Genomic DNA, 15921 nt, shown 5'->3' with positions numbered 1-15921 from the left:
GATTTAGTCTCGCGGTCGTTCACTTTTACATCATTTATCTAAGATATTTAATTTTACTGAACTAATATGATGCACAAAATTTAGATTTATCATGGCTCGATGTGTATTAATAAAGTTATGATTGAGTTGGATTATTTGTCTTCCAAATAAAAATAAAATATTAAAATTTTTTATTTAATGATATATAAAACAATGTGTTAAACGCATGTGTCTGAAAATTTGATCCATTTTTCTAATTTATAAAAATTTATAAAATATATCGTTTGGTAAATTAGGTAATTAAATCCCTGAATAAACTTGACTTTAAGTTTAATAATTAAACGATCATGCTCTGAGATGCACCATTTTGATACAGGTTGTAAATAAATATTTTTTATTGCGATGAACTGTGCCTGAATATGGTGCATTTAGTTTTAAGCACAGTATAATAGTCGCAAAGCAAAGTGAATAAAGCTGTTAATCTGATAAGGATTTCAAGATTTTAGCTTTGCTTTTAAAAGTTGGTACGGTAATTGCTTTAAAACTACCAACTACTAACACGCACTAAATGTGCAACAAAAAATCATCGGAGCAAAATGAGCATGGCGAACAAGGTCCTACAACTCATCCAAGAAAGTGGCGCAAAATGGGTAGACTTCCGTTTTACGGACACTAAGGGTAAAGAACAACATGTTACTTACCCAGCAGATACTATCGATGAAGATACTTTTGAAGATGGTAAAATGTTCGACGGTTCTTCAATTGCTGGTTGGAAAGGTATCGAAGCGTCTGACATGATCTTACGTCCAGATGCTGAAACAGGTTTTATCGACCCGTTTTTTGCAGAGCCAACTGTAGTGGTGACTTGTGATGTTATTGAGCCATCTACTGGTCAAGGTTATGACCGTGACCCACGTTCAATTGCTCGCCGTGCAGAAGAATATTTAAAATCTACTGGTATTGGTGATACTGCTTTCTTTGGTCCAGAACCAGAATTCTTCGTATTTGACGAAGTTAAATGGGACATCGATATGTCTGGTGCTCGCCATACATTAATCGCTGAAGAAGCTGCTTGGTCTACAGGTAATTCTTACGAATCAGGTAACTCAGGCCACCGTCCACGCGTTAAAGGTGGTTACTTCCCAGTGCCTCCAGTTGATTCTCACCACGATATGCGTGCAGAAATGTGTGCGAAAATTGAAGACATCATGGGGCCAGGTCGTGTAGAAGTACATCACCATGAAGTTGCATCTTGCCAATTAGAAATTGGTGTGAGCTTCAACACAATGGTTCGTAAAGCTGATGAAGTACAACAGTTTAAATATGCTGTTTGGAACGTTGCTCATCAATATGCTAAAACTGCAACGTTTATGCCTAAACCAATGGTTGGTGATAACGGTTCTGGTATGCACGTTCATATGTCAATTTCTAAAGACGGCAAGAACTTGTTTGCTGGTGATGAATATGCAGGCCTTTCAGAAATGGCATTGTATTTCATTGGCGGTATCATCAAGCACGCACGCTCATTAAATGCGATTACTAACCCTTCTACAAACTCGTATAAGCGTTTAGTGCCACATTATGAAGCGCCAATTATGCTTGCTTACTCAGCGCGTAACCGTTCAGCTTCTATCCGTATTCCATACGTTTCTAGCCCGAAAGGTAAACGTATTGAAGCACGTTTCCCAGATCCAATGATGAACCCGTACTTAGGTTTTGCTGCATTGTTAATGGCGGGTATCGACGGTATTCAAAACAAGATTCATCCAGGTGAAGCTTCAGACAAGAATTTGTATGATCTACCTCCTGAAGAAGAAGCAAAAATTCCTACAGTTGCACACAGCTTGGATATGGCTTTAGAAGCTCTTCAAGCGGATCACGATTACCTTCTTAAAGGTGGCGTATTCACTAAAGAAATGCTTGATGCTTACATTGAGCTTAAAACTGAAGAAGTTCGTCGTCTTAATACGACAACTCACCCAGTTGAATTTGATATGTACTACAGCCTGTAATTCGTTCACGAATTTCGCTGTAAAAAACCCGCGCAATGCGCGGGTTTTTTTGTGTTTTGAGTTAAAATAAATGTAGTCAAATATGAGAAATATTTCATGGCAAAGCCACGTAAAAAGCACACGGGATTTTTTCCTTGGAATGATCCAAGTGACCACGAAAAAGGATTTAAGCTCAATTTTTCTGAAGTGACCTATTTGGAAGTTGGCAGAACCATGGAAGGCTATAAACAGGCACAATTTCTTGAACTGAGAAATCCTGATTTGGCTTTACAATTTGATTATCCAAATGAATTTTATATCAGTGCCGAAGGTTTTATTTTAGTAAAAACAGCGCAAGGTAAATTTGAAGTGATTGCAAAATCAGACAGTGCTTGAATGTGTGTGTCTGCGCCTAAAAAATAAGATTTATTCCTTGTGATCATCCAAGTCATATTTGAGTAAGTTTTCACGCTCATAAGGTGCATCCTCAGCAGGATATCTTAAATTTTCAATATTTTGGCTCTTGGCGATAGACCATATAATACTCTCTCCAGCGGGGATATTAGAGCTGAAATTCTTATATAGTGGATTAGTATAAGCATCTGTTGCATTGATTATTTTCCAACCTTTGCTTTCTAAGGCTAGAATGATCTCGCCTAGAAACTGTCCATTAATCGCATTCGTATGGAGTAACAATACATGTTGAGGAGAGTGTTGAAGGGTTTGCAATGCGAGTGAGTCATAATATTCAGCTCGATCAAGAAGATGATCAATATAAGCACGCTTCAATCTTTTAATGTGTGACGTTTTTCCTGCTTTTAGATACGCTAGATATTTTTGATTATAAAACCAGTCACTTGCATCAATACTGACACCACCATGCTGGTAATGATTTTGTTTTAACCAGTTTTGGACTTGATCTCTTTTCGCAATATTATTGCCTTCTTTGAGATAGGGATATCTAAAAATTTTCCTATAGTTTTTTAAATCATGAAAAACCAATTCATTAATTTTAATGCTCTTGATGTAGTCTTTCGCCAAAATTTCAGGTTTATTTAAATTTTCGTGAAAAGCACTGTGATTGCCAACAATGTGTCCGTGTTTATCCCATTGACGTATTAAGTCTTTACCCGCATTGTCACCGATTTTGATGTAACTTGGGAAAATGATCGATTGAATATTTTTGGATTTTAAATGCGCTAGTATTTGTTGATTAATGTGTGGAGCAGTAGGATCGATAGTTGGATTTAATCCATCATCAAAACTCAGTGCTAATTGACGAGCATGAGCTTGGGAAAGAAATAACAGTGATATAAATAAGTACAAGCTAAATTTAAGCATGTTTAATGAAGTTGTTTACGAATGAATGTTTATAGCATTTTTTGGGGGAGTGCAGTATGAAATGTGTGAGTGTGATGCCTTAAACTAAACCATAGGTTTGGTGCATTCGTTCTAAAGCTTGGGTACACTTGAGAGTATAAAATAATGGTAGTCTGAAATATGCTTGAAAGCCGTCAATTTAATGATCAGGAAAAATTAATGTGTCCTGAGTTAAAAAAATGGTTGTACGCCTCAGGCTCACTTACCCAACAACTGACAGATTTAGCTGATGGAATATTTAAAGTCCAACGAATCCAAGAGCGATTTCAACGTTTAAATTTTCATGATGCCAGCTGGATGGGTGTATCTCATCAGCATACTTCTTGGGTTAGAGAGACTCATTTATTTGGTTCTGAGTGTGAACCGTGGGTAAAAGCGAAATCTATTTTCCCAATTACTAGTCTTCAAAAAAAAGCACGTCTCTTTCAACATATTGGAAATCAGCCTATAGGTCGATTCCTCTTCCAACGCACAGAACCGCAATGCCAACGTCGCGTGATCCTACTTGAGGATGGATGGACCAGACAGAGCTGTTATACTTGGCATGGCTGTAAATTTATTGTCCAAGAAACATTTTTACCAGCATTTGAACGTTTTATAAAAACTCATTGAGCTAGACTTTATGGCAACCGCACAAGCAATCACCTGGCGCGAGCGTTTAAGCGCTTATTACTATTTATGTCGTTTCGATAAGCCAATTGGTACTGAGTTAGTCCTGTGGCCCACCTTATGGGCGCTGTGGATTGCAGCTGGTGGAATACCTGATTTAGTGACACTGCTTGCCATCGTATGTGGCACTATATTTATGCGTGCAGCGGGTTGTGCCATTAATGATTTTGCTGATCGTAAAGTGGATGCACACGTAGAAAGAACCAAAAATCGTCCATTAGCCACAGGTGTGATTTCTGCAAAAGAAGCAGTTTGGGTGTTTATCGCACTGGTTGCTGCAAGTGCTTGTACATTGTTCTTCCTGCCTATTGAAACTTTTTATTGTGCCTTAATTGGGCTGGTACTTGCTTTCATCTATCCATTTATGAAGCGCTATACACATTTACCTCAAGTGGTACTGGGGATGGCATTCTCATGGGGTATACCGATGTCATTTACTGCAATGGGTAAGCCTTTGGATTGGACATGTTGGCTACTTTATTTCGGTAATTTGGCTTGGACTGTAGCTTATGATACTCAATATGCGATTACGGATCGCGAATATGATTTAAAGATTGGGGTTAAGTCGACGGCCATTTTGTTTGGAAAAAATGATATTAAAATTATCAGTTTATTGCAGGCGATTAGTGTCATTTTAATTGGTGCTGCACTATGGCTTGAACAGATACTTGTCCCTTTTGGATTAATCGCATTAGTGCTCGTGGTAGGTGATTTCATCTATCAATGGACCAAAACACGTGATAAAGATCCGCAATGGTGCTTCTGGGCATTTAGACATAACCGATGGGTAGGGGTGATGATCTTTATGGGGATTTTTATTGCATTAATTTAATCTTAACATTAAATAAAAATAAACTAATTAAGCATCCTAGTCGGATGCTTTTTTTTATGTTTAATTAAAAGTACTCATGGAGAGTGATAATAATGAATGGAAAGAATTATGAAGAGTACAATTAAAAAAACGGTTATCGCAATGTGCTGTACGGCAGCATTACTCTTAACAGCTTGTAATAGTGATGATGATAAAAATATTTTTCAAGAAAAAGTGTTTGTTGCTGAGAAAGCTTATCAAAAAGATAGTCTAGAGCAAGCTTCCAAAATCCAAATTATGACTTATTTAATGCCGAATGTTCTGGGTCAGAAAACTAAGGCTACAGCAATGGTCATGTTTCCTAAGACTGCTCAGCCAGCAGCAGGATGGCCAGTGGTGGTATGGGCACATGGAACAACTGGTGTTGGAGACGAATGTGCACCAAGCAATAATGTACTCAATTCGAATTTTGAAATTTTAGCGAACAATCTTCTTAAAGAAGGTTATGTCATTGTAGCCCCTGATTATGAAGGTTTGGGGGTTAAAGGGATTCATCCTTATCTTCATCTATCTAGTGCTGCACAATCTGCGATTCATGCAATAAAGTCAGTTCACCAAGCATATCCATCACGATTAAATAAATCTTGGATGTCTGTCGGCCAATCCCAAGGTGGTCATGCATCATTAGGAATTGCACAATATGCCAATAATGATCCGTATTACAAAGGGGCTGTAGCGACTGCTCCAGCATCCAGTTTGGGTTACATTATTACCCAAGTCGCACCAAATGCCATTTCAGCGATAGAAAGTCAAAATAGAGATTTGGCAATCGCTATTTATTCAGAGCTATTAGCTTATGCTGCTTATACAGGCGTAGGGATTAAAGCATATGAACCTAGATTTTCATTAGCAACGATATTCCAATCTAGGTCTCAAGCTGTGGCAGAGAAAGCTGAGGGGGCGACTGGTGAAAATGGCATATGCTTGATGCCATTAATTGATGAGTTTAGAACAGATATTAAGACTTATTTGGAATCAAATTCAACACAAAAAGTAATGGACTATCCTGGGTTAAAGGTTGGTTTTGAAAATGATCCAGTGGTGAGTAGTTTTTTAAGTAATAATCAGCCTGGAACTCAAAAACTCATGAAACCGGTTTATGTGGTTCAAGGTGAAAATGACACCGCTGTCCCATATCAAGTAACACAACAATTAGTAAATCAGTTAAATGGATTGGGGACTCAACCTCCAATTGTATTAGATATTGTGGCAGGAGCATCGCATACACAAGCGATTGTTGAGAAAAATGATGAGGTTGTTGATTTTATTAAATCGTATTTACCGGTGCGTTAAACGTGACTAGGTCAGCTAGGGTGTTGCATCTTAGTTGACACTTAAAGCTAAAGTTTTTTCTATGACTTTATTCTGTTATATTGCCTCGGACTCAATGACTCAGGTTTTGTCGATGACTTCATCAAAAAAGAAATTCACCACTAAATTTATTTTATTGGCAAGTCTAGGCCCCCTTATCCCGTTGCTTATCATTGCGATTGCTTTTTTTGCAGTAAAGAGTGATGCAAAAAACAAAGCAGAGTACGATCGTTTACGTGCAGAACAAGCCGCGCGAATTGAAGCTAGAGAAAAACAAGAGCAACTTGAGCAGAATGCTTCGTCTGTAGCGGAGCCTTTGAACTAATTATTTTTTAGCAAGAATGTCTTTTCTGAGACTTTGAATACTTGGGATACCGTTATAGCGAAATACTCGATATCCTGCTTCATAAAACATTTGATCGCGTTCAGCATCTTCTTGTTCCTTACCAAGATGACTGGGATCATCGAGCTCGATAATGGCGATAACTTTAAGCTGATCATCCAGTAAGACAAAGTCAGTCACTTTTCGATTAAATTTAGCTCGAATCTTTAGACTGGGGTTTGTGATTAAAGCGCTAAAAGCGACTTGAGCAAGCACATGGTATTGCGGAAAACTCTCTTTTAATCTAAAAAACATTTTACTTTCAAATGCGGTAATAATGCGTTTGGGGTAAAAGCGTTGTGGCTTTTTAAATAATTGTTGAAAGATAATGGTGAGCAGGGCAAGGGTTGCAATAACACCAATAATTAAGAAAGTAATTTGACTGGATTGAAACACAGGAATTCGTAAATAAAAGCACATATAAGAAAAAACCCACTCGATTGAGTGGGTTTTTAGAATCTTGGCTCTCCAACCTGGGCTCGAACCAGGGACCTGCGGATTAACAGTCCGTCGCTCTACCGACTGAGCTATTGGAGAATCTGGTACGCATTCTATGAGTCAAATGAAGAGAGGTCAAGCCTTAACATTGAAAAATATTAGAAATATGAATCAACTGATTTAAATTTAATCTAAGTGAAACGATCTATAGCTTTTTTAATAAATGGACATACTCTGCTTTGCTTTTCAGTGGATTCGCTTTACGGCATAAACTCATAAGTTCCATCATGGTTTGTTGTGATGATTCCACATTTACCTCGTTTTGAATTTTTTTAATCAGGAGTGTGTGTTCAGAGGATAATTCTGAAGTGCAGTGATACAGACGTTCATACATAAGTGCAGGGGCTACTTTATTATGTTCAGATTGCTGAGTGCATTGAAATATAAAGATGAGACTGCCAACAAGTAGAGACCAGAAAATCAGTGATTTAAGCCAAGGTGTATTCATTTTAGACTTTTTTATAAAATTAGAATAATTCTATAATAAATCAAAAAATTTAGGCATAAAAAAACCCAAGTCATTATGCTTGGGTTTTTAGAAACTTGGCTCTCCCACCTGGGCTCGAACCAGGGACCTGCGGATTAACAGTCCGTCGCTCTACCGACTGAGCTATGGGAGATTAGATTGGCTCTCCAACCTGGGCTCGAACCAGGGACCTGCGGATTAACAGTCCGTCGCTCTACCGACTGAGCTATTGGAGAATCTGATGCGCATTTTAGGGTTGAAATTACTAGTCGTCAACCAATTATTGTAAAGAAATGAATAGTTTGATTTATTAATACTCAAATTGATGTAAATAACAAAAAAACCATCCTAAAAGGATGGTTTTTTTAAACCTAATAAGACGGTTAAATCTTATTTTTCTACGCCAGCTTCTTGACCAGCATATTTTGCGTTAGCGTAATCCCAGTTCACTAAGCTTTCTAAGAAAGTAGAAATATACTTAGGACGAGCGTTACGGAAGTCGATGTAGTAAGCATGTTCCCAAACATCGATCGTTAGTACAGCTACTTTACCATGAGCAAGTGGAGTATCAGCATTTGAAGTTTTCATGATAGAAAGTTTACCATTTACTTCATCAGCAACTAACCAAGCCCAACCTGAACCGAATTGAGTTGTAGCAGCAGCAGCAAATTCTTCAGCAAATTTTTCGTAAGAACCGAAAGCTTCGTCGATTTTAGCAGCTAAAGCACCAGTCGCTTTACCGCCACCGTTTTTAGCCATACAGTTCCAGTAGAATGTGTGGTTCCAAACTTGTGCTGCGTTGTTGAAGATACCCGCTTTAGAAGCATCACCAGCAGAAGCTTTGATAATTTCTTCAAGCGTTTTACCTTCAAGATCAGTACCTGCAATAAGGTTGTTTAAATTAACAACGTAAGTATTGTGGTGTTTGTCGTGGTGGTATTCTAAAGTTTCTTTGCTGATGTGTGGAGCAAGATCTTCGTAACCGTACGGAAGAGCTGGTAAAGTAATCGTTGTCATGTTTTAAGTTCCTTGCATTGTGCTGGGTTTTACATCGAAGTGCACTTATTGTAATAGATTCTCACCATATTTTGCGCATTACTTATAAATAAGAATACAGAATAAAGCGTGAATTAATACGTATAAGCTCACTCCAATTTAAAACGCGTGGTTAAATCAAATTAAATAGGATTATTGAGTTCAACGTAATGATATTCAAGACCAAATTGTTCACAAATTGCTTGACCTAGTCGTTGAACACCATAACGTTCAGTCGCATGATGTCCACATGCGTAATAATGCACATCTAATTCTAAAGCTTGATAAAAGGTACGCTCACTAACTTCACCTGAAATATAAGCATCGCAATTTTGTTCGGCAGCTTTAGTGATAAAGTCTTGAGCACCGCCAGTACAAAATCCAACTTTTTGAATACTTGGTTTATCAGCCATCAAATGTATCGCATCATAATTAAGTTGTTGTGACACAAAAGCTTTGAACTCATCTGGGGTCATTGCATTTTTTAAATAGCCGATATTTCCAATGGGATGACGTTCACTCGGATCAAGTGCTTCAATTTGATCAAGATGAAGTAAATCTGCTATCGCAGCATTATTTCCCAAGCTAGGGTGGCTATCGAGAGGTAAATGATAAGCTAATAGTGAAATATCATGTTGAATGAGTGATTTAATTCGCTTGCCACGCATTCCTGTAATCGGAGATGGCTCACCTTTCCAAAAATAGCCATGGTGAACCAATAAAACATCAGCTTGCAGCTCGATTGCAGCATCAATGGCTGATTGAGAAGCCGATACAGCACAAACAATTCGCTTTACTTCTGTTTTACCTTCGATTTGCAGACCATTGGGAGCGTAATCTTTAAATTCATTGGCCTTTAGGGTCTGATCACACCATTGGATAATGTCGTTTAGCTTTGCCATAATGTTCTTAAGTCTGTGAAAATATAAAGATCAAAGCATATTTTTAATCTTAACTAAAGCCGAACAAAACTATTTTCACAATTTTAGGTATATAAATTTTTTTTGATTACAATATGCAGTCATAAAATACTTTTGTCATCAATAAATTAAAATTCTCAGAGGATATTAAAGTGCGCCGGTCCTTTACATGGTTACCATGGGTGTTACTCATCATTGTCATTATTAGTTTTGTCACATGGCAAAAACTAAATCAACCAAAGCCTCAAATAGCAGCTGATGGATATAAAATGCCAGCTGAAAAAGTAGAACCTTTGGTGGATACGACACGTTCTGGGGGAGTAGTGTCATACAATGCTGCGGTAAAGGTCGCAGCACCTGCAGTCGTTAATATTTTTACAACACAAACTGTAAAAAAAGTGGATCATCCGATTTTAAATGATCCTGTTTTTAGAGAATTTTTTGGTGGTCAATTACCTGAACGTTTTGGACAAGAACCAAATGAAAATAGTTTGGGTTCGGGGGTGATTGTTCGGCCTGATGGTTATATTCTGACTAATAATCATGTGATTGCACAGGCTGACCAGATTGTTGTGGCTTTGTATGATGGTCGTCGAGCAGAAGCCAAAGTAATTGGAACAGATCCTGATACGGATTTAGCAGTCATTAAAATCGAAATGGACAAACTGCCAGTGCTTCCTTTCAAACTGAGTGGAAATGAAGTTGGAGATGTTGTACTCGCAATTGGTAATCCATTTGGCGTGGGACAAACAGTTACGCAAGGGATCATATCTGCGACAGAACGTTCGGGATTGGGTATAAATTTCTATGAAGATTTTATTCAAACCGATGCTGCTATTAATCCAGGTAATTCTGGGGGAGCACTCATTGATGTTGCAGGTAATTTGATTGGGATTAATACTGCAATTTTCTCGCAATCGGGTGGTTCTTTAGGAATTGGTTTTGCTATTCCTGCTAAAGTCTGCCAGCAAGTTCTGAATTCAATATTAAAAGAAGGCAGAGTAATTCGAGGGTGGCTAGGTATTGGTTTGGCGAATCCGACGCAACCCGATGTATTACAACCTCGTGAGAAGGGTGTAATTGTGAGCAGCGTCTATGAGTCTGGTCCTGCAGATAAAGCTAAGATTAAAGTCGGTGATCGGATCATGAAAGTAAATGATCAGGAGATCAACAATCCATCACAATTGATTAATTATGTTGCAATGCAATCACCGAATACCTCTGCAAAAATTGAGATTTTACGTGAAGGTAAGAGCATCAATACTGAAGTGGTTATTGGTGAACGACCAGCTGAAACCAGCGATCGTAATAGCCAGTATATTCCATTACCTCGTCGTTAAATTAACAAGCCCCAGTAATATGGGGCTTTTTTATAATTCTTAGATTCTATATTGTTTCATACCTTTGAATGAATCTGAATAAATCTGCTATTTAATAATTAAATACGGTCATGCATTCCTAAGTGACGGTGAGATAGAGTTTTAACACATGCAAAATTGAATTCACTCAACAATGATTAAACAGTGTACGAAACAAAAAAAGCCAGTGGTTCACTGGCTTTTTTTGAGAATAAAATTAGCTTTCCTGTTGAATACCCGCAACCAACCAATCTTGACTAGAACCTGCTGGTTTAACGAAATGCCAAACTTCAGCAAACGGTTGTGGAAGGCTATTTAAGTCTTCACTTACCGTACCCGTGAAACGAACGCTGACAACGTATTGACCATTTTCAGTCGCAGAATCAACAACCATAGCATTCAGATTTGAAAACTCAGCTACGTCTTGATCTTGGTTACCCATAATATCGTTATACATCGATTGATAAAGATCAGGCGTCAAATAACGTTGAATCTCAGCAATATTACTTGCCGTATTCATTGATTGAATATGGTTGAAGCGTTGGCGTGCAATGCGTAAGAAAGCAGCTGGTTCAGTTCCGTCAGGTAGCTGACTTCCACTAGACATTGTTGCTGCACCAAAAGGAGCTTGTGGTGCTTGACCAAATGGCGCTTGAGATGCAGCTGTGCCACCGCCCACAGATTGACCAAAAATATTGGTATTGTCATTAGACACTGAAGGGCGAGGTGCAGCAGTTTGACCAAACGGTGCAGATTGTGGACCTGAACTGTTTGGTGCATAAGGGTTGTTAGCCGCTAATTTTTTTTTTGCTCCGAATTTACGGAAGATGAAGAACGCAGCAGCAGCAATAATCAACAACCATACCCAACTTGGGATACCACCATCTTCCTCAGGTTGTGCAGCAACTTCTGCTTGACTTGCTGGAACAGTATCATCATCTGCTAAAGCATTTGCTGCGACTGCACCAATTGCAGCACCAGCAACACCAGCAGCGACCATACCACCCACACCAGGACCAGACTTTTGAGGCGCAGTCGCTGGAGCAGCAGGTTGTTGGGCAGGAGTAGCTTGACGTGGTTGCTGATATGATTGGGTTGGAGCAGCAGAACGGCTCATACCATGGCTTTTACCACCACCAGCACGTTTTGCTTCTGCAAAAGGCGCTACCATGAGTGTCGCCATTAAAATACCCGCAACTAAACTACGCTGTCGAACTTCCATCTAAAATTCCTATTTTAAAAAGTTAATTTCACACTGTATTTATGCAGTCTTTTGGCTTAAATTTCAACTTAAACCTCAATTTTTTTCAGTATTCATACACAGTGTATAGTTAAATAAATTGATCAGCTGAATTAATGTTCATCCGCTAAGCTCATCGCTTCAGTTAAAGCTTCATGTAGACGGGCAACGGCGATAATGCGAACACCAGGAATATCCTTTTGTGGTGCATTCGCTCTAGGGACTATAATATATTTAAACCCGTGCTTAATTGCTTCCTTCAACCGTTCCTGCCCGTTAGGTACGGGACGAATCTCTCCCGATAATCCCACTTCGCCAAATACAGCCAATTGCTGAGGGAGTGCTTTTGCTCTCAAACTTGAAGCACAGGCCAATAAGACGGCGAGATCTGAACCCGTTTCAGTAATTTTTAAGCCACCAACAACATTCACATATACGTCTTGACCAGAAGTTTGAACACCACCATGACGGTGCATGACGGCGAGTAGCATATTCAAACGGTTTTGCTCAAGACCCAATGCAACACGGCGAGGTTGACCATGCGCGTCATCTACTAGGGCTTGCACTTCAACTAAGAGTGGACGTGTGCCTTCTCGACTAATCATGACGATAGAACCAGGAATCGCTTCATCATATCGGCTAAGAAAGATGGCTGAGGGATTGGCAACCTCTCTAAGCCCTTTATCAGTCATCCCAAAAACACCGAGTTCATTGACTGCACCAAAACGATTTTTAACAGCTCGAATCATTCGATAACGTGAATCAGATTGACCTTCAAAATAAAGTACGCAATCTACCATGTGTTCTAAAACACGAGGGCCAGCTAAAGCACCTTCTTTGGTCACATGACCCACAATAAATAAAGCTGTTCCGCTGTTCTTCGCAAAACGTGTCAGAAGGGCTGCAGATTCTCGAATTTGAGAAACGCCGCCTGGCGCAGACTGTAAAGTTTCAGTGTATAAAGTTTGAATCGAGTCTAAGATCGCGACAGCAGGTCGTTCATGCGCTAATACTTCGCAAATACGCTCTACGCACGTCTCAGCCATCACTTTTAATTGATCAGTTGGAAGATCCAAACGATTGGCACGTAATGCAACTTGAGATAAAGATTCCTCACCAGTGACATATAGGGCGGAACTTTTCGCGGCAGCCATATGGGTTGCCGTCTGCAAAAGAATTGTTGATTTACCAATACCAGGGTCACCACCGATCAGTACAACTGAACCAGTAACAAGCCCTCCGCCTAAAACGCGATCAAATTCTCCAATCCCTGTTGCTAAACGTGTTTCGTGAGAAACTGAAACTTGATTCAATGTAGTGATTGATGCTGCTTGACCAGCATAACCGCCTGCAATTTTTGGATTTGCGCGATGCGTAATCGCTGGGGCAATGGTGACTTCAACTAAACTGTTCCATTCTCCGCATTCTGAGCATTGACCTGCCCATTTAGGATGATCTGCGCCACATTGTTCACAGCGATATACACTTTTTGCTTTAGCCATAACTTGATATAGGTTTTGTGATTTTCTATATGCTGAGCATACTGAGTAAAGGTCGCGAAAACAAAAAAATATTGATCAAATTTAAAAACAATAAGACAAGTCATGACGTGTGCTTTAACGTGATATTGAATTAAAGCGATCATGAATTAATTTATACTCATATCAAGAATCGACTGAGTTATTTGATATGCGCTTGTACGCCCAACATATTGATGCCATCGCACGTGAAATACAGCGTGATGTGCTGTTTATTCATTTTGAGAATTACACGGATGATCAGAATGAGGAAGAAAATATTCGAGATCTTGTGATTACATGGCTTGAACAACATGAAATTGAATTTGAGCCATGTCTAGGTTTGTCAGGTGAGGATGAAATTGATAGCTATCTGGGTGACCTATATCTAGATATTCCTTTTGATGAGCAAAATAAGCAGTATCAGCTGGTTAAAAATTATCTTGAAGATGAACAAGGCAATATGATAATTGAACATGTTCTATTTTTTGTATTGAGCTTAGAGGTTGCGGAAGAAATTGCAAAGGATCAAGAGGAAAAACAAAATTTGAATGAGCAGAAATTTTCGTGAAAAGATAAAAAAGCCTCATCAATGAGGCTTTTTTATTGGTTTAATTCTATTAATTTGTTTAATAAAGCTCACCAGATTTTCGACGTTCAATAAAGTCTTTAGATTCTTTTGCAATGACTCCAGAAAGTAATAATAAGGCAATTAAGTTTGGTGCTGCCATTAACCCATTGAAGGTGTCTGCGAAAAGCCAAACTAAATCAAGTGTGACGACACAGCCTACAAATACCGAAGCAATATAAATGAGACGATAGATAAATACTGACTTTTCACCCAGTAAATAGGTGCAACATTTTTCACCGTAATAACTCCAACCTAAAATAGTTGAATAAGCAAAAAAGATGATTCCGAACGTAACAACCCAGCCCCCAAATCCTGGTAGTAATTTGTCAAAAACACTAATGGTCAAAACAGCCCCAGTTTGATCACCAAATGTTTGTCCTGCCATGATGAAACCCATAACAAGAACAATACCCGTAATTGAGCACACAATAATCGTATCAATGAATGTACCTGTCATTGAAACTAGGCCTTGACGGGCAGGGTGATCAGTTTTAGCTGCTGCCGCTGCAATTGGAGCAGAGCCCATACCAGCTTCGTTTGAAAATACACCACGGGCAACACCGTAACGAATCGCTGCACCGATGGCTCCACCTGCTGCTGCTTCACCTGTGAATGCATAGGTAAAGATCATTTTTAAAGCAGGAACAACTAATTCAAGGTTATTGAAAATAATAATTAGCCCGCCAATGACATAGCCTAGAGCCATGACTGGAACAATAACTGAGGATGCTTTGGAAATAGACTTAATACCGCCTAAAATCACCAATGCAGAGAAAATTGTAATAATGATGGCAGTGGTGAGCGTGCTTATACCCAAACTATTTTCTACTGCTAGTGCCACTGTGTTTGATTGAACTGAGCTACCAATACCAAAGGATGCTAATGTACCAAATAATGCGAAGAGGACTGCGAGCCACTTCCATTTCGCGCCAAGTCCTCGTTCAATGTAGTACATTGGACCACCAGACATTTCTCCTTTTTCATTTTTTACACGGTATTTGACCGCCAAAACACCTTCACCGTATTTGGTTGCCATACCGAAAAAAGCAGTCATCCACATCCAGAATACAGCACCCGGACCACCCAGTACACAAGCAGTCGCTACCCCTGCGATATTACCTGTACCAATCGTGGCTGAAAGTGCGGTCATGAGTGAGGCAAATTGTGAGATATCTCCCGAGTCTTTTTTATCTGGGTGTTTCCCGAACACTTGTTTAAATGCCAATGGAAGCATCCTGAATTGCCAAAAAAGTAGACGGAATGTTAAGAAAACACCTGTCCCAACAATCAGCACCAGCATATAAGGTCCCCAGACTAAGCCGCTGAGTGTTTCCATGATTGATTGTATTTCTTGCATAAATTACCTTCTTATTTTCCTGATTGTTTTTTACATGCATGATCAAGCAAGGGATATGCCATACTTTTGCGCGATCAAACACATCATTCCTTTTGATTATTTTTTGCACTTATATTTTTTACATATAACAACAAGATTTTCAATATTTTACTCAAAATAAGATAAATAAATATGATGAATAATTGATCATTCTGGTGATATATAAGAAAAATGAATTAATACTTTAAACTAATTAGAAAATATTGATCGTGCTAATTTTCTTTTTGAAATCTGATTTTTTTCAGTTAAGTTGTGCCGATTAATATATTTGGTGAAT

At 38.8% G+C, this 15921-nt stretch carries 16 protein-coding genes and 3 tRNA genes; 8 read left to right on the top strand and 11 right to left on the bottom strand.

Annotated elements, in window-relative coordinates; genetic code table 11:
* The first annotated feature begins 575 nt into the window (after nt 1–575).
* Together glnA and AC1M86_RS01900 are read left to right on the top strand one after the other, a co-directional pair.
* A complete protein-coding gene (gene glnA / locus AC1M86_RS01905; RefSeq protein WP_171076768.1) occupies nt 576–1991 on the top strand; it encodes a type I glutamate--ammonia ligase in 1416 nt (471 codons plus the stop codon).
* A 96-nt stretch (nt 1992–2087) separates the two neighbouring features.
* Entirely contained in the window at nt 2088–2366 is a 279-nt protein-coding gene (locus tag AC1M86_RS01900; RefSeq protein WP_180028688.1) for a hypothetical protein, read from the top strand.
* 30 nt (nt 2367–2396) lie between these two features.
* On the opposite strand, the gene AC1M86_RS01895 is transcribed toward AC1M86_RS01900, so the two are convergent.
* Complete coding sequence (locus AC1M86_RS01895; protein ID WP_481607115.1) at nt 2397–3311, bottom strand: polysaccharide deacetylase family protein; 915 nt, start codon at nt 3309–3311, stop codon at nt 2397–2399.
* Between the two features lie 159 nt (nt 3312–3470).
* On the opposite strand from AC1M86_RS01895, the gene AC1M86_RS01890 reads away from it, so the two are divergent.
* From AC1M86_RS01890 to AC1M86_RS01875, 4 genes are all read left to right on the top strand, one after another.
* Nucleotides 3471–3962, top strand: a complete 492-nt coding sequence (locus AC1M86_RS01890; RefSeq protein ID WP_481607114.1) for a chorismate--pyruvate lyase family protein — start codon at nt 3471–3473, stop codon at nt 3960–3962.
* 10 nt (nt 3963–3972) lie between these two features.
* Nucleotides 3973–4851 carry a 4-hydroxybenzoate octaprenyltransferase gene (ubiA, locus tag AC1M86_RS01885; RefSeq protein WP_481607113.1) on the top strand — a complete coding sequence of 293 codons (879 nt, stop codon included), beginning with the start codon at nt 3973–3975 and terminating at the stop codon, nt 4849–4851.
* Nucleotides 4852–4959: 108 nt separating this feature from the next.
* Nucleotides 4960–6183 (top strand): alpha/beta hydrolase family protein, encoded by a 1224-nt coding sequence (locus AC1M86_RS01880; RefSeq protein WP_481607112.1) that lies wholly within the window; start codon nt 4960–4962, stop codon nt 6181–6183.
* 112 nt (nt 6184–6295) lie between these two features.
* Nucleotides 6296–6526: a hypothetical protein gene (locus tag AC1M86_RS01875; RefSeq protein WP_051586562.1), complete on the top strand. Its 231-nt coding sequence runs from the start codon at nt 6296–6298 to the stop codon at nt 6524–6526.
* Here the strand turns inward: AC1M86_RS01875 and AC1M86_RS01870 are convergent, their stop codons facing one another.
* The 7 genes from AC1M86_RS01870 to AC1M86_RS01840 form a co-directional block, all read right to left on the bottom strand.
* Entirely contained in the window at nt 6527–6979 is a 453-nt protein-coding gene (locus AC1M86_RS01870; RefSeq protein ID WP_481607111.1) for a DUF2726 domain-containing protein, read from the bottom strand.
* Nucleotides 6980–7044: 65 nt separating this feature from the next.
* Nucleotides 7045–7120, bottom strand: a tRNA-Asn gene (locus AC1M86_RS01865).
* 106 nt (nt 7121–7226) lie between these two features.
* The gene (locus AC1M86_RS01860) at nt 7227–7529 is read right to left on the bottom strand and encodes a hypothetical protein (protein ID WP_481607110.1); all 303 of its coding nucleotides are present in this window, start codon (nt 7527–7529) and stop codon (nt 7227–7229) included.
* 96 nt (nt 7530–7625) lie between these two features.
* Nucleotides 7626–7701, bottom strand: a tRNA-Asn gene (locus AC1M86_RS01855).
* A gap of 6 nt (nt 7702–7707) precedes the next feature.
* Nucleotides 7708–7783 (bottom strand) — tRNA-Asn (locus AC1M86_RS01850).
* A 154-nt stretch (nt 7784–7937) separates the two neighbouring features.
* Complete coding sequence (locus tag AC1M86_RS01845) at nt 7938–8564, bottom strand: superoxide dismutase (RefSeq protein ID WP_092765960.1); 627 nt, start codon at nt 8562–8564, stop codon at nt 7938–7940.
* 161 nt (nt 8565–8725) lie between these two features.
* The gene (locus tag AC1M86_RS01840) at nt 8726–9484 is read right to left on the bottom strand and encodes a Nif3-like dinuclear metal center hexameric protein (protein WP_481588532.1); all 759 of its coding nucleotides are present in this window, start codon (nt 9482–9484) and stop codon (nt 8726–8728) included.
* Between the two features lie 170 nt (nt 9485–9654).
* Between AC1M86_RS01840 and AC1M86_RS01835 the strand changes: the two genes are divergently transcribed.
* Nucleotides 9655–10842, top strand: a complete 1188-nt coding sequence (locus AC1M86_RS01835; protein WP_180028696.1) for a trypsin-like peptidase domain-containing protein — start codon at nt 9655–9657, stop codon at nt 10840–10842.
* Between the two features lie 235 nt (nt 10843–11077).
* On the opposite strand, the gene AC1M86_RS01830 is transcribed toward AC1M86_RS01835, so the two are convergent.
* Both AC1M86_RS01830 and radA read right to left on the bottom strand, forming a co-directional pair.
* Nucleotides 11078–12082 carry a Tim44 domain-containing protein gene (locus AC1M86_RS01830; protein ID WP_481596768.1) on the bottom strand — a complete coding sequence of 335 codons (1005 nt, stop codon included), beginning with the start codon at nt 12080–12082 and terminating at the stop codon, nt 11078–11080.
* A gap of 131 nt (nt 12083–12213) precedes the next feature.
* Nucleotides 12214–13602, bottom strand: coding sequence for a DNA repair protein RadA (radA, locus tag AC1M86_RS01825; protein WP_035267023.1), 1389 nt, complete (start codon nt 13600–13602; stop codon nt 12214–12216).
* Nucleotides 13603–13789: 187 nt separating this feature from the next.
* On the opposite strand from radA, the gene AC1M86_RS01820 reads away from it, so the two are divergent.
* Nucleotides 13790–14188 (top strand): hypothetical protein, encoded by a 399-nt coding sequence (locus AC1M86_RS01820; protein ID WP_481589700.1) that lies wholly within the window; start codon nt 13790–13792, stop codon nt 14186–14188.
* A 58-nt stretch (nt 14189–14246) separates the two neighbouring features.
* Here AC1M86_RS01820 and AC1M86_RS01815 read toward each other — a convergent pair whose 3' ends face one another.
* Nucleotides 14247–15605: an alanine/glycine:cation symporter family protein gene (locus tag AC1M86_RS01815; RefSeq protein WP_481607109.1), complete on the bottom strand. Its 1359-nt coding sequence runs from the start codon at nt 15603–15605 to the stop codon at nt 14247–14249.
* Between the last annotated feature and the right edge of the window lie 316 nt (nt 15606–15921).

Source organism: Acinetobacter sp. ANC_7654, from assembly GCF_056779855.1.
This window is presented reverse-complemented; position numbering and strand designations above follow the sequence as displayed.